The sequence below is a fragment of the Streptomyces sp. NPDC096079 genome, assembly GCF_040303145.1.
Classification (GTDB): domain Bacteria; phylum Actinomycetota; class Actinomycetes; order Streptomycetales; family Streptomycetaceae; genus Streptomyces.
Window position 1 is genome coordinate 1 of the sequence record NZ_JBEOST010000007.1, and the last position, 21,367, is coordinate 21,367.

21 protein-coding genes are annotated in these 21,367 nt (G+C 73.0%); 6 read left to right on the forward strand and 15 right to left on the reverse strand.

Annotation, left to right across the window (positions count from 1 at the left end):
• Positions 1-239 precede the first annotated feature (239 nt).
• A complete protein-coding gene (locus ABTY59_RS16275; RefSeq protein WP_352019608.1) occupies positions 240-1,571 on the forward strand; it encodes a UDP-glucose dehydrogenase family protein in 1,332 nt (443 codons plus the stop codon).
• 66 nt (positions 1,572-1,637) lie between these two features.
• On the opposite strand, the gene ABTY59_RS16280 is transcribed toward ABTY59_RS16275, so the two are convergent.
• The 4 genes from ABTY59_RS16280 to ABTY59_RS16295 form a co-directional block, all read right to left on the reverse strand.
• Positions 1,638-2,561: a membrane dipeptidase gene (locus tag ABTY59_RS16280; RefSeq protein ID WP_352019609.1), complete on the reverse strand. Its 924-nt coding sequence runs from the start codon at positions 2,559-2,561 to the stop codon at positions 1,638-1,640.
• Positions 2,562-2,682: 121 nt separating this feature from the next.
• Positions 2,683-3,879 (reverse strand): dipeptidase, encoded by a 1,197-nt coding sequence (locus ABTY59_RS16285; protein ID WP_352019610.1) that lies wholly within the window; start codon positions 3,877-3,879, stop codon positions 2,683-2,685.
• On the reverse strand, positions 3,876-4,373 hold the full coding sequence (purE, locus tag ABTY59_RS16290) for a 5-(carboxyamino)imidazole ribonucleotide mutase (RefSeq protein ID WP_352019901.1): 498 nt from the start codon (positions 4,371-4,373) through the stop codon (positions 3,876-3,878). The genes ABTY59_RS16285 and purE overlap by 4 nt, the downstream gene beginning before the upstream one ends.
• Positions 4,374-4,392: 19 nt before the next feature.
• Positions 4,393-5,532, reverse strand: coding sequence for a 5-(carboxyamino)imidazole ribonucleotide synthase (locus ABTY59_RS16295; protein ID WP_352019611.1), 1,140 nt, complete (start codon positions 5,530-5,532; stop codon positions 4,393-4,395).
• Positions 5,533-5,719: 187 nt separating this feature from the next.
• Here ABTY59_RS16295 and ABTY59_RS16300 point away from each other — a divergent pair, with 187 nt between their 5' ends.
• The gene (locus tag ABTY59_RS16300) at positions 5,720-6,235 is read left to right on the forward strand and encodes a GtrA family protein (protein ID WP_352019612.1); all 516 of its coding nucleotides are present in this window, start codon (positions 5,720-5,722) and stop codon (positions 6,233-6,235) included.
• Positions 6,236-6,245: 10 nt separating this feature from the next.
• On the opposite strand, the gene ABTY59_RS16305 is transcribed toward ABTY59_RS16300, so the two are convergent.
• Together ABTY59_RS16305 and ABTY59_RS16310 are read right to left on the reverse strand one after the other, a co-directional pair.
• The gene (locus ABTY59_RS16305) at positions 6,246-7,517 is read right to left on the reverse strand and encodes a sensor histidine kinase (protein ID WP_352019613.1); all 1,272 of its coding nucleotides are present in this window, start codon (positions 7,515-7,517) and stop codon (positions 6,246-6,248) included.
• An 11-nt stretch (positions 7,518-7,528) separates the two neighbouring features.
• A complete protein-coding gene (locus ABTY59_RS16310) occupies positions 7,529-8,206 on the reverse strand; it encodes a response regulator transcription factor (RefSeq protein WP_030690380.1) in 678 nt (225 codons plus the stop codon).
• A 426-nt stretch (positions 8,207-8,632) separates the two neighbouring features.
• Here ABTY59_RS16310 and ABTY59_RS16315 point away from each other — a divergent pair, with 426 nt between their 5' ends.
• Complete coding sequence (locus tag ABTY59_RS16315; protein WP_352019614.1) at positions 8,633-10,153, forward strand: peptide MFS transporter; 1,521 nt, start codon at positions 8,633-8,635, stop codon at positions 10,151-10,153.
• 61 nt (positions 10,154-10,214) lie between these two features.
• Here the strand turns inward: ABTY59_RS16315 and ABTY59_RS16320 are convergent, their stop codons facing one another.
• From ABTY59_RS16320 to ABTY59_RS16345, 6 genes are all read right to left on the reverse strand, one after another.
• The gene (locus ABTY59_RS16320) at positions 10,215-11,696 is read right to left on the reverse strand and encodes a hypothetical protein (RefSeq protein ID WP_352019615.1); all 1,482 of its coding nucleotides are present in this window, start codon (positions 11,694-11,696) and stop codon (positions 10,215-10,217) included.
• A gap of 14 nt (positions 11,697-11,710) precedes the next feature.
• A complete protein-coding gene (locus ABTY59_RS16325) occupies positions 11,711-12,769 on the reverse strand; it encodes a hypothetical protein (protein ID WP_352019616.1) in 1,059 nt (352 codons plus the stop codon).
• Positions 12,766-13,584: a COG1470 family protein gene (locus ABTY59_RS16330; RefSeq protein ID WP_352019617.1), complete on the reverse strand. Its 819-nt coding sequence runs from the start codon at positions 13,582-13,584 to the stop codon at positions 12,766-12,768. The genes ABTY59_RS16325 and ABTY59_RS16330 overlap by 4 nt, the downstream gene beginning before the upstream one ends.
• Entirely contained in the window at positions 13,584-14,267 is a 684-nt protein-coding gene (locus tag ABTY59_RS16335) for a peptidase (RefSeq protein ID WP_352019902.1), read from the reverse strand. The genes ABTY59_RS16330 and ABTY59_RS16335 overlap by 1 nt, the downstream gene beginning before the upstream one ends.
• Positions 14,268-14,386: 119 nt before the next feature.
• Positions 14,387-14,806: an ATP-binding protein gene (locus tag ABTY59_RS16340; RefSeq protein ID WP_352019618.1), complete on the reverse strand. Its 420-nt coding sequence runs from the start codon at positions 14,804-14,806 to the stop codon at positions 14,387-14,389.
• Between the two features lie 83 nt (positions 14,807-14,889).
• Positions 14,890-15,258: an STAS domain-containing protein gene (locus ABTY59_RS16345; RefSeq protein ID WP_352019619.1), complete on the reverse strand. Its 369-nt coding sequence runs from the start codon at positions 15,256-15,258 to the stop codon at positions 14,890-14,892.
• A 222-nt stretch (positions 15,259-15,480) separates the two neighbouring features.
• Between ABTY59_RS16345 and ABTY59_RS16350 the strand changes: the two genes are divergently transcribed.
• From ABTY59_RS16350 to ABTY59_RS16360, 3 genes are all read left to right on the forward strand, one after another.
• Entirely contained in the window at positions 15,481-16,368 is an 888-nt protein-coding gene (locus ABTY59_RS16350; protein WP_352019620.1) for an RNA polymerase sigma factor SigF, read from the forward strand.
• Positions 16,369-16,491: 123 nt separating this feature from the next.
• Positions 16,492-17,133 carry a phosphotransferase gene (locus tag ABTY59_RS16355; protein ID WP_352019621.1) on the forward strand — a complete coding sequence of 214 codons (642 nt, stop codon included), beginning with the start codon at positions 16,492-16,494 and terminating at the stop codon, positions 17,131-17,133.
• A gap of 119 nt (positions 17,134-17,252) precedes the next feature.
• Complete coding sequence (locus ABTY59_RS16360) at positions 17,253-17,603, forward strand: VOC family protein (protein ID WP_352019622.1); 351 nt, start codon at positions 17,253-17,255, stop codon at positions 17,601-17,603.
• A 12-nt stretch (positions 17,604-17,615) separates the two neighbouring features.
• On the opposite strand, the gene hutI is transcribed toward ABTY59_RS16360, so the two are convergent.
• From hutI to ABTY59_RS16375, 3 genes are read right to left on the reverse strand one after another with little or no spacing between them, the layout of a single operon-like run.
• Complete coding sequence (gene hutI, locus ABTY59_RS16365; RefSeq protein ID WP_352019623.1) at positions 17,616-18,785, reverse strand: imidazolonepropionase; 1,170 nt, start codon at positions 18,783-18,785, stop codon at positions 17,616-17,618.
• Positions 18,786-18,831: 46 nt separating this feature from the next.
• Entirely contained in the window at positions 18,832-20,172 is a 1,341-nt protein-coding gene (locus ABTY59_RS16370) for a formimidoylglutamate deiminase (RefSeq protein WP_352019624.1), read from the reverse strand.
• On the reverse strand, positions 20,163-21,359 hold the full coding sequence (locus ABTY59_RS16375; protein ID WP_352019903.1) for an allantoate amidohydrolase: 1,197 nt from the start codon (positions 21,357-21,359) through the stop codon (positions 20,163-20,165). The genes ABTY59_RS16370 and ABTY59_RS16375 overlap by 10 nt, the downstream gene beginning before the upstream one ends.
• Positions 21,360-21,367 lie beyond the last annotated feature (8 nt).

Below are 21,367 nucleotides of genomic sequence, written 5' to 3' on the forward strand. Positions count from 1 at the left end.
ACCGCCGCCGCGAACGGCACGATCTTCGCCTCCGCGAGGGCACGCACCGACTCCCGGAGCATGTCGTGCTCCTCGGAGGGCCGATACAGGTCGAAATCAGTCGAACCCGCCACGTTCACTCACTCCCACGCTTGCTAACTACCGTTAAGTAACTCAAAGGGTAGGGCGTGCCCCGGCCCCGGACCAGGGCACGACTATGCTCGGGCAGGCATTCCGCCCGACGTTCCCTGGAGTCCCGCATGGCCCTCAAGATCACCGTGATCGGCACCGGCTACCTCGGCGCCACCCACGCCGCGGCCATGGCGGAGCTGGGCTTCGAGGTGCTCGGCCTGGACGTCGTCCCCGAGAAGATCGCGATGCTGTCCGCCGGACGCGTCCCCATGTACGAGCCCGGCCTGGAGGAACTCCTCGCCAAGCACGTCGCCGGGATCGAGGGGTCGAGCGGCCGGCTGCGCTTCACCACCTCCTGGGAGGAGGTCGGCGCCTTCGGCGACGTGCACTTCGTCTGCGTGAACACCCCGCAGAAGCACGGCGAGTACGCCTGCGACATGAGCTACGTCGACGCCGCCTTCGCCTCCCTCGCCGGAGTCGTACGCGAAGGGGCCCTGGTCGTCGGCAAGTCCACCGTCCCCGTCGGCTCGGCCGAGCGGCTCGCCGCACTGCTCCCCGAGGGCGTCGACCTCGCCTGGAACCCGGAGTTCCTGCGGGAGGGCTTCGCCGTCCAGGACACGCTGCACCCGGACCGCATCGTCGTCGGCGTGCGCGCCTACGGCGAGCGGGCCGAGAAGACGCTCCGCGAGGTGTACGCGGTCCCCGTCGGCGAGGGCTCGCCGTTCGTCGTCACCGACTTCCCGACGGCCGAACTGGTGAAGACGGCCGCCAACTCCTTCCTCGCCACCAAGATCTCCTTCATCAACGCCATGGCGGAGGTCTGCGAGGCCGCCGGCGGCGACGTCGCCAAGCTCGCCGAGGCGATCGGCCACGACGACCGGATCGGCGCCAAGTTCCTGCGCGCCGGCATCGGCTTCGGCGGCGGCTGCCTGCCCAAGGACATCCGGGCCTTCATGGCCCGCGCGGGCGAGCTGGGCGCCGACCAGGCCCTGACCTTCCTGCGCGAGATCGACTCCATCAACATGCGGCGGCGCGGGCAGATGGTGGAGATGGCCCGCGAGGCCCTCGGCGGCTCCACCTTCCTCGGCCGCCGGGTCGCGGTCCTCGGCGCCACCTTCAAGCCGGACTCCGACGACGTCCGCGACTCCCCCGCGCTCAACGTGGCCGGCCAGATACACCTCCAGGGCGGCCAGGTGACCGTCTACGACCCGAAGGGCATGGAGAACGCCCGCAAGGTCTTCCCGACCCTCGGCTACGCCGACTCGGCCCTGGAGGCCGTCCGCGGGGCGGACGTCGTCCTCCACCTGACCGAGTGGCGCGAGTTCCGCGAGCTCGACCCGGCCGAGCTGGCCTCGGTCGCCGCGAGCCGCGTGATCCTCGACGGCCGCAACGCCCTCGACGGCGCCCACTGGCGCGCGGCCGGCTGGACCTACCGGGCGATGGGCCGCCCGACGGCCTAGGGATTGTCCGACGGACGACGGGAGGGGCGCACCGCCGCGCGGTGCGCCCCTCCCGTCGTACGGCCGTCAGGCCACGGCCGGCCGGATCCGGTTCGTCCGGGACAGGAACTCCGTCTCGCGCAGCGCCCGGGTGGCGTTGGCGTGGGCCAGGCCGACCAGCTCCTGGGCGGTCCAGCCCCGGCGGAGCAGCTCCGCGAAGAGCGGCACGTACCCGGCGGCCGGGGCGGTGGTGTGGGAGACGCCCGCGCAGTGCGCGCCCGCCTCCCGCCGCACCCGGTCGAGGACGTCGGCGTCGGCCGCCGGGTCGTCGGTCACCGTGACCATGAGGACGGCGCCGTTCTCGCCGAGGAGGCCGAGGACCTCGTCCGGCAGGGTCTCCGGGGCCGCCCGGGTCAGCAGGGCCGGAGCGCGGGTGGCCGCCAGGGCCCGGCGGACGGTGTCCTGGTCGGCGCCGGAGAGGTCCACGGCCAGGCCGATGCGGTTCATCTCCCGTACCGCGTCGCGGGCGAAGCGGTCGAAGCGGTCGAGGTTCACGGCCCGTACGCCCAGGGCGTGGTAGGCCCGCAGGGTGGCGGCCGAGCTGCCGAGCGCCGTCCAGCCGACCGGCCCGAGCAGGGCGGCGACGCGGCCGCAGTTGCGGGCGTGCGCCAGCTCGGTGGTGCCGTACGCGAGGCGCAGCTCCTCGGGGCAGGCGGCGACGAGCGCGCGGACGGAGTCGATGCGCCGCAGGGTCCCGATGACGCCCTCGTCCGGGTCGACGTACAGGGACCAGAACTGCGCCCCGGCCTCCGGGGCGCGGGCGGGCGGCAGGTCCTCGGGATCGAGCGAGCCGGGGAGTTCGGTGTGGCCCTCGGTGACGGGCTGCGCGGCCAGCAGGGCGCGGGCCCGCGCGGTCTCGTCGGGCGGTGGCGGTGACTCCGGAGGATCGGGCTCGCCGGCGGCGGCAGGGACGGAGGAGAGGGTGGGAGGGTCGTCTAGCAGTTCCGCCATGGTGTTACTCCGGACTCGGCGATGCAGTACCGCCCCGCCGAGAGCGGCGGGGCAGTACCGTCCACCGTGCCACCGGCCCAGGCCCCCGGCCCGGTGGGCTGAGCCGTCCGGGTGAGGGGCGTCAGGGCGTGTCGAGCGCCTCGATGGTGGCGTTCGACGGGGCCGTACGGCTCCTCAGATCGCGGGAGACGGCCTCCGCGTCCCGCAGGGCGCGGACCGCGTTGGACCAGGTCAGCTTGGCGAGGTCCGGGCGGGACCAGCCGCGGTGCAGGAGCTCCGCGATCAGGTTCGGGTAGCCCGCGACGTCGTCGAGGCCGGCCGGGGTGAAGGCCGTGCCGTCGTAGTCGCCGCCGATGCCGACGTGGTCGATGCCGGCGGCCTCGCGCATGTGGTCGAGGTGGTCGGCGACCGTGGCGGCGGTGGCGATCGGGCGCGGGTTCGCCTCCTCGAAGGCGCGGTGCAGCTTCATCGCCCCGGCGGTGGTGTCGAGGTGGTCGAAGCCGTGCGCCCGGAGGTTGTCGTCGGCCCGCGCGGTCCACTCGACGGCCGCGGGGAGGATGAACTTGGGCACGAAGGTGGCCATCGCGACGCCGCCGTTCGCGGGCAGCCGCTCCAGGACGTCGTCCGGGACGTTGCGCGGGTGGTCGCAGACCGCGAGGGACGAGGAGTGCGAGAAGATCACCGGCGCCGTCGTGGCGTCGAGCGCGTCCCGCATGGTCGTCGCGGCGACGTGCGAGAGGTCGACGAGCATGCCGGAGCGGTTCATCTCGCGGACGACCTGCCGGCCGAAGGCGGAGAGGCCGCCGACCCCGGGCTCGTCGGTCGCCGAGTCCGCCCAGTCGTTGTTGTCGTTGTGCGTGAGCGTCATGTAGCGGACGCCCAGGGCGTGCAGCGCGCGCAGGGTGGCGAGGGAGTTGTTGATCGAGTGGCCGCCCTCGGCGCCCTTGAGGGAGGCGATGCGGCCCTGCTTCCGGGCCGCCTCCATGTCGTCCGCCGTCAGCGCCGGGGCGAGGTCGGCGGCGTACCGCTCCAGGAGCTGGTCGACGACGTCGATCTGCTCCAGGGTCGCGCTGACCGCGTCGTCGCCGGCCATCCGGCACGGCACGTACACCGACCAGAACTGGGCGCCGACGCCGCCGGCCCGCAGCCGGGCGAGGTCGGTGTGGAGCGCGCCGGTCTGGTCCGCGCCGATGTCCAGCCGGTCCAGGTCGTAGCGCACGTGCTCGCGCAGCGCCCACGGGAGGTCGTTGTGGCCGTCGACCACGGGCGACGAGGCCAGGAACTCCCTGGCCTCGTCGAGACGGTCGGCCGCGGTCACCTGGCGAAGCCGAAGGACGCCGAGCCCTCGACCTTGGCCCGGAGGCGCTTGCCCTTCTCCGTCGCCTGGTCGTTGAGCTCCTGCTGGAACTCCCGCATCCGGGTGAGGAGGTCGGGGTCGTGCGCGGCGAGGATCCGGGCCGCGAGCAGGCCCGCGTTGCGGGCGCCGCCGACGGAGACCGTGGCGACCGGGACGCCGGCCGGCATCTGCACGATGGAGAGCAGCGAGTCCATGCCGTCGAGGTACTTCAGCGGCACCGGGACGCCGATCACCGGCAGCGGGGTGACGGAGGCGAGCATGCCCGGCAGGTGGGCGGCGCCGCCGGCGCCCGCGATGATCGCCTTGAGCCCGCGGCCGGCGGCCTCCTCGCCGTACGCGATCATCTCGCGCGGCATCCGGTGGGCGGAGACGACGTCGACCTCGTACGGGATCTCGAACTCGTCCAGGGCCTGCGCCGCGGCCTCCATCACGGGCCAGTCGGAGTCGGATCCCATGACGATGCCAATGAGCGGATTACTCAACGATGGTTCCTCGCAGATAGCCGGCGGCGTGACGGGCGCGCTCCAGCACGTCGTCGAGGTCGTCGCCGTAGGTGTTGACGTGGCCCACCTTGCGTCCGGGCTTCACGTCCTTGCCGTACATGTGGATCTTGAGCTGCGGGTCCCTGGCCATGCAGTGCAGGTACGCGGAGTACATGTCCGGGTAGTCGCCGCCCAGGACATTGCACATCACGGTCCACGGCGCGCGCGGGCGCGGATCGCCGAGGGGCAGGTCGAGAACCGCCCGGACGTGGTTGGCGAACTGCGAGGTGATCGCCCCGTCCTGGGTCCAGTGGCCGGAGTTGTGCGGGCGCATCGCCAGCTCGTTGACGAGGATCCGGCCGTCCGTGGTCTGGAACAGCTCGACGGCGAGGTGGCCGACGACGCCCAGCTCCTTGGCGATCCGGAGCGCCAGCTCCTGCGCCTGTCCGGCCAGCTCGTCGTCGAGGTCGGGCGCGGGCGCGATGACCGTGTCGCAGACGCCGTCGACCTGGCGGGACTCGACGACCGGGTAGGCGACGGCCTGGCCGTGCGGGGAGCGGACGATGTTCGCCGCGAGCTCACGGACGAAGTCGACCTTCTCCTCGGCGAGGACCGGGACCCCGGCGAGGAAGGGGTCGCGGGCGTCCTCGGGCGTGCGGACGAACCAGACGCCCTTGCCGTCGTAGCCGCCGCGCACGGTCTTGAGGATGATCGGGAAGCCGCCGGCCTCGGCCGCGAAGGCCTCCGCGTCGGCCGGATCGGCGACGATGCGGTGCCGGGGACTGGGCGCGCCGATCTCGTCGAGCTTCGCGCGCATCACCCCCTTGTCCTGCGCGTGCACGAGCGCGTCCGGGCCGGGACGGACGGGGATGCCGTCGGCCTCCAGGGCGCGCAGGTGCTCGGTGGGGACGTGCTCGTGATCGAAGGTGATCACGTCGCAGCCGCGCGCGAAGTCACGCAGCGTGTCCAGGTCGCGGTAGTCGCCGATGACGACCTCGCCCGCCACCTGGGCCGCGGAGTCCTGCGGGGTGTCGCTGAGGAGCTTGAACTTGATGCCGAGGGGGATACCCGCCTCGTGGGTCATACGGGCGAGCTGCCCGCCGCCGACCATGCCTACTACGGGGAACGTCACCCTCTTAGGGTATCCGCACCATCAGGGAACACTCGTCCGGCTGTGGTTTGGCACAAGCACGACCCGGGTGGGATACGGGTTGTCCACAGGTTTCCCAGGTACCCGGGCGGGTGACAGGGGCGCTGGTTAGCATGGTTGGGTTGACGTCGCCCGGACGTCATCCGGACGGACGGACAGAGCGATCACCATGAGTGAACCCGGCGCGCTGCGCATGCGACTCGAGGGGCTCTTGCGCGAGGTCGCCAAGTTCGGGGTGGTCGGCGGTCTCGGCGTCCTGGTCAACCTCGGCGTGTTCAACCTGGTGCGCCACACCACGGAGATCCCGGTGGTGCGGGCCAGCCTGATCGCCACCGTGGTGGCCATCGCCTTCAACTACGTGGGCTTCCGCTACTTCACGTACCGGGACCGCGACAAGTCCGGGCGGACCAAGGAACTGACGCTGTTCCTGCTGTTCAGCCTGGTCGGCCTGGTCATCGAGAACGGCATCCTGTACGCGGCGACGTACGGCTTCGGCTGGGACGGCCCGCTCGCGAGCAACTTCTTCAAGTTCTCCGGCATCGGCATCGCGACCCTGTTCCGCTTCTGGTCCTACCGCACCTGGGTGTTCCGCGCGCTGCCGGCGAAGGAGGCCGTGCAGACCGCCGAATCGTTCCTGGAGCAGGCCCCGCGGCAGGCGACCCGCCGCCAGCCCGACCGCGTCTGACCTGCGGTCCTCATCGTACGGGGCGCTCCTGAGGCTGCTCCGTGACGCTCCTGACCTCCCGGCTCAGGAAGAGCGCGAAGACCGGCGGCTGCTGCTGGAGCAGCTCCAGACGGCCCCCGTCCGCCTCGGCCAGGTCACGGGCCACCGCCAGGCCGATCCCGGTCGAGCTGCGACCGCTCACCGCCCGCTCGAAGATCCGCGCGCCGAGGTCGGCGGGGACGCCGGGGCCCTCGTCGGTGACCTCGATCACCGACTGGTTGCCGGTGACGCGGGTGCGCAGGGCGACCGTGCCGCCGCCGTGCATGAGCGAGTTCTCGATCAGGGCGGCGAGCACCTGGGCGACCGCGCCGGGGGTGCCGACCGCCCGCATCCCCTGCTTGCCGGAGTGCACGATGGCCCGCCCCGCGCTGCGGTAGGCGGGACGCCACTCCTCGATCTGCTGCTTGATGACCTCGTCGAGGTCGAAGGCGACGGCGGAGCCCGTCCGGGGGTCGCGCGCGTTGGTGAGGAGCCGCTCGACGACGTCGGTGAGCCGCTCGACCTGGGTGAGCGCGATCGTCGCCTCCTCCCGCACCGTGTCCAGCTCGTCGGCCATGGCGACCTCCTCCAGGCGCATGGAGAGCGCGGTGAGGGGCGTACGGAGCTGGTGGGAGGCGTCGGCGGCGAGCCGGCGCTCGGCGGTCAGCATCCGGGCGATGCGCTCGGCGGAGGAGTCGAGGACGTCCGCGACCCGGTCCAGCTCGGGCACGCCGTACCGCTTGTGCCGGGGCCGCGGGTCGCCGGAGCCGAGGCGCTCGGCGGTCTCGGCGAGGTCCGTGAGCGGTGAGGCCAGCTTGTTCGCCTGCCGTACGGCGAGGAGGACGGCGGCGACGACCGCGAGGAGGGCCACCGCGCCGATGATCAGCAGGGTCCGGCCGACCTCGGCGGTCACCGCGGAGCGGGACTCCTCGACGGTCACGGTCTCCCCGCGCTCGCCCTCGGCGAGGCCGCGGATGACCTCGCCCTCGGGGCGGGTGCCGATCTCGATGGCGTCGCGGCCGGGGATGCGGATCTGGGCGTACCGCTTGGCGCCGCTCTGCTCGGCCAGGATGTCCGGGTTCACCGGCTCGCCGCCGATGAGCCGGCTGTCGACGATGGAGACGATCCGCAGCGCCTCCGAGTCGACGCTCTCCTGGGCGCTGCTGGAGATGGTGCGGGTCTCGACGAGGACGAGGGAGACCCCGAAGACGGCGATGACGACGAGGACGACGGCGAGGGTGGAGTTGATCAGACGGCGTCGCACGGAGAGGGGGCCTAGCTCTTCTCGAAGCGGAAGCCGACGCCTCGGACCGTCGCGATGTAGCGGGGGTTCGCCGCGTCGTCGCCGAGCTTCTTGCGCAGCCAGGAGATGTGCATGTCGAGGGTCTTGGTGGAGGACCACCAGGTGGTGTCCCAGACCTCGCGCATCAGCTGGTCGCGGGTGACGACCCGGCCGGCGTCCCGGACCAGGACCCGCAGGAGGTCGAACTCCTTCGCCGTGAGCTGGAGCTCCTCGTCGCCCATCCAGGCCCGGTGCGACTCGACGTCGATGCGCACGCCGTGGGTGGCGGGGGCGACGGCGGGCTCGGTGGAGCCGCGCCGGAGCAGGGCCCGGACCCGGGCGAGCAGCTCGGCGAGCCGGAAGGGCTTGGTGACGTAGTCGTCGGCGCCCGCGTCGAGCCCGACGACGGTGTCGACCTCGTCCGCGCGGGCGGTGAGGACCAGGATCGGGACCGTGTGGCCCTCGGCGCGCAGCCGGCGGGCGACCTCGAGGCCGTCCATGCCGGGCAGGCCCAGGTCGAGCACGACCAGGTCGACCCCGCCCTGGAGGCCGGCGTCGAGCGCGGTGGGGCCGTCCTCGCGGACCTCGACCTCGTACCCCTCTCTCCGCAGGGCACGGGCCAGCGGTTCCGAGATGGATGCGTCGTCCTCGGCGAGCAGTACACGGGTCATGGGGTGATGGTAGTCGGCACGGCACCCGGGCCGGGGCGGGATCCGCGCGGCCCGGACGACCCCTGGGGATCTTGTGGGCATCCTGCACATGACCTTCGAATGACCTTCCGTGGTTGCGGTGTCACCTGTGATCCATCTCTCAAGTCCTTCCATATCCGGCACTGTCGTGTCGTATGGTGGCGAGACGTCAGTAGCGGTAATCGGGGACCTTTGGCCAGCTTCGCGCGCCAAGGTCCTCTTTCTGCGTGAGGTCGGCCTCGCCGAACCTTGTGACGATGAATGACCTGTGGGCCGGGTTCCGGGACGCGAAGACGCATCTCCCGGGGCGTGGATCCCGGTGGAGTTCCACGACTCCGCCGGTGCCGGCCTCCCCCACCGGGCGCATCACGCTCACAAGGCGTGCGTCCCGACAGAGCAAGGATCGACATGGCGTCCAGCCTGACGACGGCTTCCACCGGAACCCCTGGTTCCGAGAAGACGTTCTTCGGCCACCCCCGTGGCCTGGCCACCCTCTTCATGACCGAGATGTGGGAGCGTTTCTCCTACTACGGCATGCGGGCCCTTCTCGTTCTGTACCTGGTCTCCGGCGGCGCGGACGCGGCGACCGGCAGCCAGGGTGGCGGCCTCGCGATGACGGCGGCCACGGCGACGGCCATCTACTCGGTGTACGTCTCGATGGTCTACCTGATGGCCATGCCCGGCGGCTGGTTCGGCGACCGCGTCTGGGGCGCCCGCAAGACCGTCGCCATCGCCGGTTTCGTGATCATGGCCGGTCACGCCTCGCTGGCGATCCCCGGCCAGGCGATGTTCTTCGTCGGCCTGGCGCTCGTCGCCGCCGGTTCCGGTCTGCTGAAGGCCAACATCTCCACGATGGTCGGCCACCTCTACGACGGCCCGGACGACCCGCGCCGTGACGGTGGCTTCACGCTCTTCTACGTCGGCATCAACCTCGGCGCCTTCGTGGCCCCGTTCGTGGTCGGCACCGTCGGCGAGAAGGTCAACTGGCACCTCGGCTTCGCGCTCGCCGCGCTGGGCATGGGCCTCGGCCTGATCCAGTTCCTCTTCGGCACGAAGAACCTGAGCCCGAAGAGCAACGTCGTCCCGAACCCGCTCTCCCCGGCCGAGCGCAAGAGCGTCCTGGTCAAGGTCGCGCTCGTGTTCGTCCTCGCCGCCGCCTTCTACGGCGTCGTCGTCGGCCTCGGCATGTACACCCTGAACTGGGCGCTCGTCCCGATCACCCTCGCCGGTCTGATCATCCCGGTCGCCGTCCTCGTCCGCATCAAGCGCGACAAGGACCTCGACAAGACCGAGCAGTCGAAGATGACCGGCTACATCTGGTTCTTCGTCGCCGCCGCCGTCTTCTGGATGATCTACGACCAGGGTGGCTCGACCCTGTCGCTGTTCGCGGACGACAAGACCGCCGACACCGTCTTCGGCTTCGGCTTCCCGGCCACCTGGTACCAGTCGCTGAACCCGCTCTTCGTCATGGCGCTGGCCCCGGTCTTCGCGTGGCTGTGGCTGTGGCTGGCCCGCAAGAACCAGGAGCCGAACACCATCGTGAAGTTCGCGATGGGCCTCGTCCTGGTCGGCGCGTCCTTCTTCGTCTTCATCGTCCCGATGAACATGGCGGGCGACGGCACCAAGGTCTCCCCGATGTGGCTGGTCACGATCTACATGATCCAGACCATCGGTGAGCTGTGCCTCTCCCCGGTCGGCCTCTCCGTCACCACGAAGATGGCGCCGCAGAAGTACGCCTCGCAGATGATGGGCGTCTGGTTCCTCGCCGTCACCGCCGGTGACTGCACCACGGGTCTGCTCTCGCTGGCGGGCGTCGACCTGAACGGGACGGGGATCATCGCGATGGAAGCGGCCTTGGCCGTCCTCGCGGGCTTCGCGATCTACATGTACCGCAAGAAGGTCCAGGGCCTCATGGGCAGCGTCCACTGACCCTGGCTCCGCACGGCGAAGGCCGCCGCACCGATCCGGTGCGGCGGCCTTCGCCGTTCCCTCAGCGCCTGAGCCGCGCCCAGGGGGTGAAGGTGAAGACCGCGCCGCCGACCAGGATGACCGTGCCCGCGACGAGCGCGAGGGCGCGCAGGGCGCCGTCGTCGTCCGCGCCGGTGTGGGCGAGGTTCCCGCCGTCGGAGCCGCCGGAGCCGTCGGAGCCCGAGCCGGCGGTGGTGTCCGTCCCGCCGTCGTCACCGCCGGCCGCGCCACCGTCCTGCTTGCTGGTGTCCAGCTGGAGGGAGGCCTGCACGCCGCCCTTGACCTGGCAGGGGATGTCCATCTTCACGCTGCCGAGGCTGACCTTGATGGTGAGCGTGCCGGGGCTGAGCGTGGACTTGCCCGTCGCGCCGGGCCGGTAGGTGCCCTTCATGTCCTCCAGGCTGACCGGGGCGTCCAGGGCGAGGGCGGTGGGGTTGGCCGCGCCGGTGACCGTCACCGTGCCGCTGTCGGCCCCGCCGAGCTTCACCGCCATGGCGGGCTTCAGGGCCCCCGCGGGCAGGGCGGCGGGGCTCTTCATGACGCCCTTGGCCGTCTTGACGGTCAGGTCGTAGACCTCGCCGTTCTTCTTGGCGTTGATCGTCACCTTGGAGTTGATCGCGGCCGGGCCGGGGCTCTTGCAGGCGAAGGCGACGGTGACCTCCTTGCCCGGGAAGTCGGTCTGCCCGCCGGAGCCGCCCGAGCCGCCCGAGCTCCCGGAGCCGCCTCCGGAGGAGCCGGTCGCGGCGCCGCCGGTGGAACCCGTACCCCCGGAGTCGGAGGAACCTCCGGAATCCGTGGAGCCGCCCGCGGTGGTGGTTCCGCCGGACGTCGTGGTCGACCCGCCGGACGTCGTCGTCGACCCGCCGGACGTCGTGGTCCCGCCCGAGGCCGTGGAGCCGCCGGACGTCGTCGAACCGCCCGAGGCCGTCGAACCGCCGGACGTGGTCGAACCGCCCGAGGTCGTCGTCCCCCCGCCGCCGTCCGTGACCTTGATCGTCGCGCCGACCGGCACCGTCTGCTTCGGGGAGCACTTGGTGTCCGTCGACAGGGGCTTGGAGACGTTGATCGTGTACTTGCCGGGCGTCAGCGTGATCTCGCCCGCCTTGTCCAGCTTCAGCTTCCCCTTCATCTCGGGGAGCACCATCGGGCTGTTCTTGGGGATCGGCGGGTTCTGCCGCGGTCCCTCCATCGCGACGGTCCCGCTCCCGGCGCCGCCGACGGTGAGGACGCCGGTCGGCTTCACCGTGTCCTTGTCGAGGTCGAGCACGTCGGGGTTCTTCGAGGCGGCCTGGACGGTCTTCCAGACGATCTCGACCTCGTCGCCGACCTTGGCCTCCGCGGGCGCGGTGATCAGCACCTTCGTCGTGCCCTGCACGGGCGGAAGCCCCGAGATCGACGGCGGGATGCACTCCGTCGCGTAACCGATCTCGGCGGCCTGGGCGGGGCCGGCGGCATACAGGATCCCCGCGCCGCCGAGCATCAGCGCGACCCCGGCCGCGCTCATCCTCCGTTGCGTACTCACGCATGTCCCTTCGTCGTCGGGCTGCTGCTCTCTGGCGCTGACGGTGCGGAGTCAGGGCTGAACCACGGCAGGGCCGCGGTCGTCTCCCCGTCCCCCGGAGCGGGGGCGGAAGCGGGTGTACGGGCCGGGGCGCGCCGACGCGGGCGCGGCCTCGGCCGGGTCCTGGTGGTGGCCGCCCGGCCCCGCCCGGAAGCCGGGCGCGCGCGGTCGACGACGGCCATGCCGATCCGGAACAGGGCGGCGGGCACCACGACGGCGAGGAGCACCCAGAAGAGGGTGACGCCCCAGGGCCTGTCGACGCCCCACGGCTGCTCGACGAGGACCTTGCCGCCGTACTTCACGGAGATCTGGTAGTCGCCGTGCGCGCCGGCCGTGAGTTCGGCGGGGAGCCGGATCAGGGCCTTCGCGCCGGGTTCGATCGTGCCGCGCCACTGGCGTTCCTCGTACTGGGGCGCGAAGACGCCGTGGCTGGTGCCGACCTGGAAGACGGGGTCCTTGACGGCGGCCGGGCCGAGGTTGCCGACGGTGAAGACGACCTCCCGCCGCGGGGGCGCGCCGAACCACACGAGCAGGCCGCTTGAGCCGTCGAGGCGGACGGCGGCGAGGACGGCGAGGCGGCCGTCGCCGGAGGCCTCGGGCAGCGGGGCCGTGGGGTGTCCGGCGACCGTGAACTCCTTGTCGACGGCGTCCTGCCGGCCGGTGACCCCGGCGACGTGCACCACGCAGGGGCAGGGCTTGGGCGGTTCGGCGACGGGGAGCTTCGTGCTGAAGGCCCCCCTGCTGTCGACGGTGGCCGCCCGGCCGTCGGTGTTGGCGCAGGAGTTGGTGCCGCCGATGACGCCCTTGCCGGGGGCGCCCTGACCGCAGATCAGGAGCATGAGCAGCGCGCCGGGCTCCCAGCCGCTGCCGCTGACGGTGATCTCGCCGCCCTTGCCGCCCTGCGTCGTCGACAGCTCTACCACCGGCCCCGGCGCGGCCGTCGCCGCGGGCGCGGCGGGCAGCAGCAGGAGGGCGAGGGCGGCGAGGAGGGCGGCGGCCGTACGGATCGTCCTCATGCTGCCTCCGGCGCCGACGGGGTACGGGACGTTGCGCGCAGCCGCGCCGCGTACCCGGCACCGCCGGCGGCCGCCAGGAGCAGCCCGGCGGCGCCGGTGAGCGCGGGGCCCGAGGCGAAGGCGGCCTCGGCGCGGGCGGTGGCGGGGGCGGCGCCCGGTGCGGTGGCCGTCAGCCGGACGGTGACGGAGTCGAGGGCCGGCGGGTCGGGCCAGGGTTCGGTCCTGGTGGCCCGCTCGCCGGGGCGGAGGGTGAGCGGCAGGGCGCGGTCCGGGCGGTCGAGGACGGTGCCGAGGAGTCCCTCGGCGCGGACCGCGAGGCGCGGGGCGAGGAGCGTGGTGCCGCGGTTGACCAGGGTGTAGCGGAGGGTGCCGGTGGACGCGTCGACCCGGACGTCCTCGACGGTGAGCGCGGCGAGGCGTGGTCCGCTGACCCGGAGCCGCAGGTCGACGCGGACCTCCCGGCCGGCGGCCGCGGCCCGGACGGTGCCCCGGTGTTCGCCGGTCGGGGTGTCGGCGGTGACGGTCACGGCGAAGGGCACGTCGGCCCGGGTCCTGGCGGGCACGGTCACCGTGCGGGCGGCGAAGGACACGGGGGCGCCCTGTGCGGTGAGGTGCACGGTGAGCGGCGCGGCGCCGGGGTTGCTGACCGACAGGGTGTCCTGGAGGACGCTGCCGGGCGGGCCCTCCAGATAGGCGTAGGGCCGTCCGGCGGCGGGTGCCGCCGTCCAGTCCCGGGCGGCGGGCGGCGCCGCCGCGACCGCGCCGAGCAGGGCGGTCGCGGCGGCCACGAGCCCGGAGCGTGCGGCCGCGCGCATCAGCGTGCCGTGCGCCGCGTGAGCCAGAGGACTCCGGCGGCGCCGGTCAGCAGGACGGTGCCGCCGAGGGTGCCGAGCGCGACGGCGGAGTCGAGCGGGCCGGTCTTGGGCAGCTGCTCGTCGGAGCTGCCGTCGTCGGCGGGCGGCGGGGTGTCGGAACCGCCGGAGGCGCCCGTGACCTGGAGTTCGAGCGAGGGCTTGGGGTTGTTCTTGGGGGTGCAGACGGCGGCGTCCATCCCGAGGGCGTGCACGGTGAGGGTGCCTGCCGTGAAGGTGACCTTGCCGTTCTTCTTCGGGGTGAACGTGCCGGTCAGCGTGCCGATCTTGATCGGGGTGTCGGGCGGGATGGCCGCCGTGTTCGGCGTCCCGGTGACCTTCACCGTGCCGCTCGCGTCGCCGCCGAGGACGAGCTCGGCGCGCGGGGTCATGACGCCCTTGGGGAGTTCGACCGGGCTGTCGGAGACCCCCTTCTCGAACGACATGGTGATCGTGTAGCCGCTGCCGCTCTTGACGGCCTTGATGTCGACGGGCGAGACGGCGCTCTTGGGCCCGATCTTCGTCTCGCAGGCGTAGTTCACGTCGACGACGGCCGCCTGGGCGGCCGGTGCGCCGGCCAGTACGGCCGCGCCCGCCGCCGCGGCCACGGCCGTGAGCGCGGCGGTCGTTCTCCTCCGGTTCGGCACCTTGGACACCCCGAGCACCCCTCACCGCAACGTAACTGACGGTCTTTCAGATTGGGCGTCAAGGTACGCCCGAGACCTTGCGGAGGGAAGGCAGGGGAACGAGTGGACTTGTGAAAGTCCTATGCCGGTGCGGCCAGTTCGGCCCAGACCGTCTTGCCGGGGGCGCCCGGCGTGCGCTCGATGCCCCAGTCGAGGCAGAGCCGCTGGACGATGAACATCCCGTGACCGCCCGGCCGCCCGGACCGGTGCGGGGTGCGCGGCGCGGGCTGCCCCGCGCCCCGGTCGGTGACTTCCAGGCGCAGCGTCCGGGGCGTCCGCAGCACGCGCAGCCGCTCGGGGCCCTCGGCGTGCAGACAGGCGTTGGTGACGAGCTCGGAGACGACGAGCAGGACGTCCTCGGCGGCGGCCCTGCGGTCGGCGGTGGCGGCGGGAAGCCAGCCCCACTCGTGGAGCGCCGACCGCGTGAAGTCACGCGCGAGCGGCACCGTGCCGCTGGTCTCGCCGAGGGCGAGCGTACGGACGTCTGAAGCCTGGTCCATCAACGCTTCACCTCACCGGACGACGGGACAGAGGGGACAGGACGTACGGGCTGGGCCGCGACAGGGGCGGCGGGAGATCCGGCTCAGCCGGGGAACGCCGTGTCGAGCGTCTCGTGGACGGTGAAGACGGCGTCCGCGCCCGTGATGTGGAACACCCGGGCCACCGCGGGCCGCATCGCCACCAGATGGACGCCGCCGCCGGCGGCGTCCGCCCTCAGCCGGGCGCCGAGCAGCACGTTGAGCCCGGTCGAGTCGCAGAACTCCAGGCCCGCGCAGTCCACGACGAGCCGTGCGGCGCCGGCGTCGAGGGCGCCGTCCAGGGGGGCGCGGAGAAGTTCGGCGGTGTGGTGATCCAGCTCACCCACCGGTGTGAGGAGTGTGCCCCCCGACACGTCCCGGACCTCGACCCGCAGCCGCGCGGGCGGTGCGCTGCCGATGTTTTCGCGGTCCATGGCCGTGCCTCTTCTCGCTCACGCGGATGCCGACTGACGTGCCCCGAACCCTACAAGCGGCGCGCCCTCCGATGCACATGAGGGGTGCCACAAATCGGTACGAAACGGATTATTGCCACTTGCAACCATCGGGGTCGAGCGGGTAGGGCTAGAAGGGAACGTCCGACCCAACCGGCTTTGGAGGCGCCGCAAACCGCAGCGAGAAGCACCCGAAGGAGACCCATGTCACCCCGGCTCGACGCCCCGCGTACCCCCGACGCGCCGTCGGCAGCAGTCACCCTCCCCCCTGTCGTCGACCTGCCCGACCACCTGCTCGACAAACCTCTCGACCGGATCGGACCGGTCGACGCCCGCGCCCTGTCGAAGCAGCTCTTCGCCCGGCTCTCCGAACTGGAGGAGGGCACCCACGCGTACGCGTACGTGCGCAACACCCTCGTCGAACTCAACCTCGCCCTCGTCAGGTTCGCCGCCGCCCGCTTCGGCACCCGCAGCGAACCCATGGAGGACATCGTCCAGGTCGGCACCATCGGCCTCATCAAGGCGATCGACCGCTTCGAACTCGCCCGCGGCGTCGAGTTCCCGACCTTCGCGATGCCGACGATCATCGGCGAGATCAAGCGCTTCTTCCGCGACACCTCGTGGTCCGTCCACGTGCCCCGCAGGCTCCAGGAGCTCCGGCTCGACCTCGCCAAGGCCGGTGACGCGCTCGCCCAGCGCCTCGACCGCGCCCCGACCGTCGCCGAACTCGCCGAGGAGCTCGGCATCGCGCCGGAGGAGGTCGTCGAGGGCATGGCCGCGAGCAACGCCTACACCGCGGCCTCCCTCGACGCGCAGCCCGACGAGGAGGACGGCGCCGGCGGCGAGGCCGCGCTCGCCGACCGCCTCGGCTACGAGGACGACGGGATCACCGGGATCGAGTACATCGCCTCCCTCAAGCCGATGATCGCCTCGCTCCCCGCGCGCGACCGCCGGATCCTGTCCCTGCGCTTCGTCTCCGGCCTGACCCAGTCGGAGATCGGCGCGGAACTCGGCATCTCCCAGATGCACGTCTCCCGGCTCCTCACCCGCACCCTGTCGCGCCTGCGCCACGGCCTGACCCTGGAGGAGTGACCTCCACCCCTCCCCACGAACTCCCCGCGGACCGGGCCCGTTCACGCTCCTCCGACCGTGAACGGGCCTTCCGTGCATACTCGGCCCGTCCGCGGCGACGCGGAGGACCGAGGTGCGGGAGGGGTGGACCGGGTGAAGGTCATCGGCCGGGGCAGGACGGCGGACGTGCACGCGCTCGACGAGCGGCGGGTGCTGCGGCGGTACCGGGACGGCGGGGACGCGACGCGGGAGGCGGCGCTGATGGTCCGGCTCGCGGACCGGGGCTACCCCGTGCCGGCCGTCCTCCACGCGGAGGGCCCGGACCTGGTCATGGAGCGCCTGACGGGACCGTCGCTCCTGGACGCGCTGCTCGCCGGCGCGTACGAGCCGGAAGCGGCGGGCGAGTTGATCGCGGACCTCCTGAACCGCCTGCACGCGCTGCCGGGCGCGAGCGTGGTCCATCTGGACCTGCACCCGGGGAACGTGATCCTCACGGAGACCCGCGGCCCGGTCGTCATCGACTGGCGGACGGCCCAGGAGGGCGGCGCGCCGGGCCTGGACCGTGCCATGGCGGCGTTGATCCTCGCGGAGGTCGCCGTGTCCGCCGCCCCGTACGCCCCGGGCGCCCGCGCGGGCCTCGCCGCCCTGCTGGCCCGTCTCGGCACCCCGCCCCTCCCCCACCTCCCGGCGGCCCGCACGCGCCGCGCGGCGGACCCGAACCTCACGCCGGAGGAGACATCGGCGCTGGGGGCGGCGGCGGAGCTGGTACGCACGCTGTGCCCCTGAGCCCGGGCCTCGGGCTCCGACCCATCGAGGTCGTTCACGCGTTCCGCTGACGGGGCCCGGGGCCCGGGGCAGAGTGGGGGCATGCGATCGCGCACCCCGCCGTCCCCCAGGAGGCCCCGATGAGCGTCCGTCGTGTGGTGCCCAATCTCCGGACGGCCGCGCCGGCCGAGAACCGCGCGTTCTACGGGCTGCTCGGTTTCGAGGAGGTCATGGACCACGGCTGGATCGCGACGCTCGCCTCGCCGGCCGTCCCGGCCGCCCAGGTCAGCCTGATGGCCGCCGACCTGACGGCGCCCGTCGTGCCCGATCTGAGCGTCGAGGTCGAGGACGTCGACGCGGCGTACGCGACGGTGCGCGCGGCCGGCGCCGAGATCGTCCACCCCCTGACCGACGAGCCCTGGGGCGTCCGCCGCTTCTTCGTCCGCGACCCGGACGGCCGCGTGGTCAACGTCCTGGGCCACCGGGACTGACCGGGGCGACGCTCAGACCGTCCGTGCGCCCTTGCGCCAGACCTCCGCGATCAGGGGGACGCCCGGGCGGTAGGCCAGGTGGACGTGGGACGGGGCGTCCAGGACGGTGAGGTCGGCGCGGGCCCCGGTGCTCAGGCGGCCGACGTCGGTGCGGCGGAGGGCCGCGGCGCCGCCGGCGGTGGCGGACCAGATCGCCTCGTCGGGCGTCATGAGCATGTCGCGGACGGCGAGGGCGATGCAGAAGGGCATCGAGGACGTGAAGGAGGAGCCCGGGTTGCAGTCCGTGGAGAGCGCGACCGTCACGCCGACGTCGATGAGGCGCCGCGCGTCCGGCCACTCGGCGCGGGTGGAGAACTCGGCGCCGGGCAGCAGCGTGGCGACCGTGTTGCCCTGGGCGAGGGCGTCGATGTCGGCGCTGGTGAGGTGGGTGCAGTGGTCCGCGCTCGCCGCGTCCAGCTCGACCGCGAGCTGCACGCCGGGGCCGTACGTCAGCTGGTTGGCGTGGACGCGGGCCTGCAGGCCCTTCGCCTGGCCGGCCTTGAGGATCGCGCGGGCCTGGTCGCCGTCGAAGGCGCCCTTCTCGCAGAAGACGTCGACCCAGCGGGCGTACGGGGCGCAGGCGTCCAGCATCTCGCCGGTGACGAGCTTGACGTAGCCGGCGGGGTCGTCGGCGTAGTCGGGCGACACGATGTGCGCGCCGAGGTAGGTGACCTCGTCGGTGTGCTCGGCGGCGATGCGCAGCGCGCGGGCCTCGTCCTCGACGGTGAGGCCGTAGCCGGACTTGGTCTCGAAGGTGGTCGTGCCCTGGCGCAGCGCCTCCCCCATGTAGCGGGCGACGTTGGCGGACAGTTCGGCGTCGCTCGCCGCGCGCGTCGCGGCGACGGTCGTGCGGATGCCGCCCGCCTTGTACGGCTGGCCCGACATGCGGGCGTTGAACTCGGCCGTGCGGTCGCCCGCGAAGACGAGGTGCGAGTGGGAGTCGACGAAGCCGGGGATGACGGCGCGGCCGGCGGCGTCGACGGAGGTGTCGGCGGCGGGGGCCCGCACCGCGGGGCCCGCCCAGGCGACCGTCTCGCCGTCCAGGACCAGGGCCGCGTTCTCGATGAGGCCCAGGGGGCCCGTGCCGAGGGTCGGGTCGTTCGTGACCAGGCTGCCGATGTTCGTGATGAGCGTCGTCGTCAAGGTGCTCTCCGGTGGGGGGCGGGCGGGGTGGGTGGGCCGGGTCCGCTCAGCCTCTGAGTGCGGCGATCGCGGTGGCGAGGGCCTCGCCCGTGTCGGGTACGGAGACGTGGGCCCCGTCCCGTACGACGACCCGGCCGCCCACCACCACGTGGTGCACGTCCGCCGCCGTCGCCGCGAAGACCGCCGTCTCGGCGGCCAGGCGCGGTACGGGGCCCGCCGTGCGGACCGAGTCCAGGGTGATCGTGGTGAAGTCGGCCAGGGCGCCCCGCTCCAGGACGCCCGCGTCGGCCCAGCCGAGGGCCACGTGGCCGTCGGCGGTGGCGGCGCGGAGGAGCGCGGCGGCCGTCCAGTGGCCGCGGGTGCGGGTGCGGAGGCGTTCGTTCAGTTCCATGGCGCGCGCCTCCTCCAGGAGGTCGATCACCGCGTGGCTGTCGCTGCCGAGGGAGAGCGGCGAGCCGGCGCGCTGGAGGGCGACGGCGGGGCCGATGCCGTCGGCGAGGTCCCGTTCGGTCGTCGGGCACATGCAGGTGCCGGTGGCCGAGGAGCCGAGGAGGGAGATGTCGGTGTCCGTCAGGTGCGTGTTGTGGACGCCGGTGGTGCGCGCGCCGAGGACGCCGTGCTCCGCGAGGAGCTGGGTGGGCGTCATGCCGTGGGCCGCGAGGCAGGCCTCGTTCTCTGCGGTCTGCTCGGAGAGGTGGACGTGGAGGGGGGCCTGGCGGTCCTGGGCCCAGCGGGCCACCGTCGAGAGCTGGTCCGCGGGGACCGCTCGTACGGAGTGGATCGCGGCTCCGATCCGGACGCCGTCGCGTTCCTTGAGGGCCGAGACCCGCTCGGCCCACGTCTCGGCCGTGCCGTCGGTGAAGCGGAGCTGGTGCCGCTCGGGGGCGGCGCCGAAGCCGGAGGAGAGGTAGGCGGTGTCGAGGAGGGTGATGCGGATGCCCGCCTCGCCGGCCGCCGCGATCAGTGCCTCGCCCATGGCGTTGGGGTCGGCGTACGGGGTGCCGCCGGGGGCGTGGTGCAGGTAGTGGAACTCGCCGACGGAGGTGATGCCGGCGAGCGCCATCTCCGCGTACACCGCGCGGGCGAGCGCGAAGTAGCTGTCGGGGGTGAGGCGCTGGGCGACGGTGTACATGGTCTCGCGCCAGGTCCAGAACGTGCCGGAGCCGACCTGGACGGTGCCGCGCAGGGCGCGGTGGAAGGCGTGCGAGTGGGCGTTGGCGAGGCCGGGGACGGTGAGGCCGCGCAGGACGACGGCGCCGGGCGGGGGCGTGTCCGCCCCCGTGCGGACGGCGTCGATCCGGCCGTCCGGGCCGACCTCCAGGGCCACGCCCGGCTCGACGTTCGTGTCGAGCCAGGCGTGTTCCAGCCAGTACGTCGTCATCGGCACGCCAGCTCCTCCAGTACGTCGGCGAGTGCGAGGACCCCGGCCACGCAGTCGTCCTCGGCCGCGTTCTCGGCCGGGGAGTGCGAGACGCCCGTGGGGTTCCGTACGAACAGCATGGCGGTCGGGATCGATTCGGACAGGATGCCCGCGTCGTGTCCCGCTCCGGTGCCGAGGACCGGCACCTTGCCCGAGGTGCCCAGAATGCGGGAGAGCTCGTCGCGCAGGGCGTGCGAGAACTCCACGATCGGGGTGGAGGACTCCTGGACGACGGCGAGGTCGATGCCGTGGCGGTCGGCGTACTCCCGGGCCGCCGCCTCGACTCCCGCGACGACCTTGTCCAGGGAGCCCTGGTCGGCGGCGCGGGCGTCGAGCCAGCCGCGGACCAGCGACGGGATGGCGTTGACGCCGTTCGGCTCGACCGCGATCTTGCCGAAGGTGGCGACGGCGCCCGCGAGTTCGGCCTCGCGGCGGGCCGCGAGGACGGTCTCGGCGTAGCTGAGCATGGGGTCGCGGCGGTCGACGAGCCGGGTGGTGCCGGCGTGGTTGGCCTCGCCCGCGAAGTCGTAGCGCCAGCGGCCGTGCGGCCAGATGGAGGAGGCGATGCCGACGGCGTCCCCGGAGAGGTCGAGGGCCCGGCCCTGCTCGACGTGGAGCTCGACGAAGGCGCCGACGCGGGCGAGCCGCTCGGGGTCCGCGCCGATCCGCTCGGGGTCGTACCCGGCGGCCTCCATGGCCTGCGGGAGGGTGATCCCGTCGGCGTCGCGGAGCTCGTGGGCCTGCTCCTTCGTCAGCCGTCCGGCGGTGAGGCGGGAGCCGACGCAGGCGAGGCCGAAGCGGGCTCCTTCCTCGTCGCCGAAGTTGACGATGGCGAGGGGCCGCCTGAACGAGGCGCCGCGGGCGCGGAGCTCGTCGAGGGCGGCGAAGGCGGACACGACGCCGAGGGGGCCGTCGAAGGCGCCGCCGTCGGGGACGGAGTCCAGGTGGGAGCCGGTGACGACGGCGTCGCCGGCCGTCGGGTCGCCGAGCCAGGCCCACTGGTTGCCGTTGCGGTCGGTCTCGACGTCCAGACGGCGGGCCTCGGCCTGCATCCGGAACCAGAGCCGGCAGTCGGCGTCGGCCTCGGTCCAGGCGTAGCGGCGGTAGCCACCGGAGGCGGCGCTGCGGCCGAGGGGCCGCAGCGACCGCCACATGGCGTGGA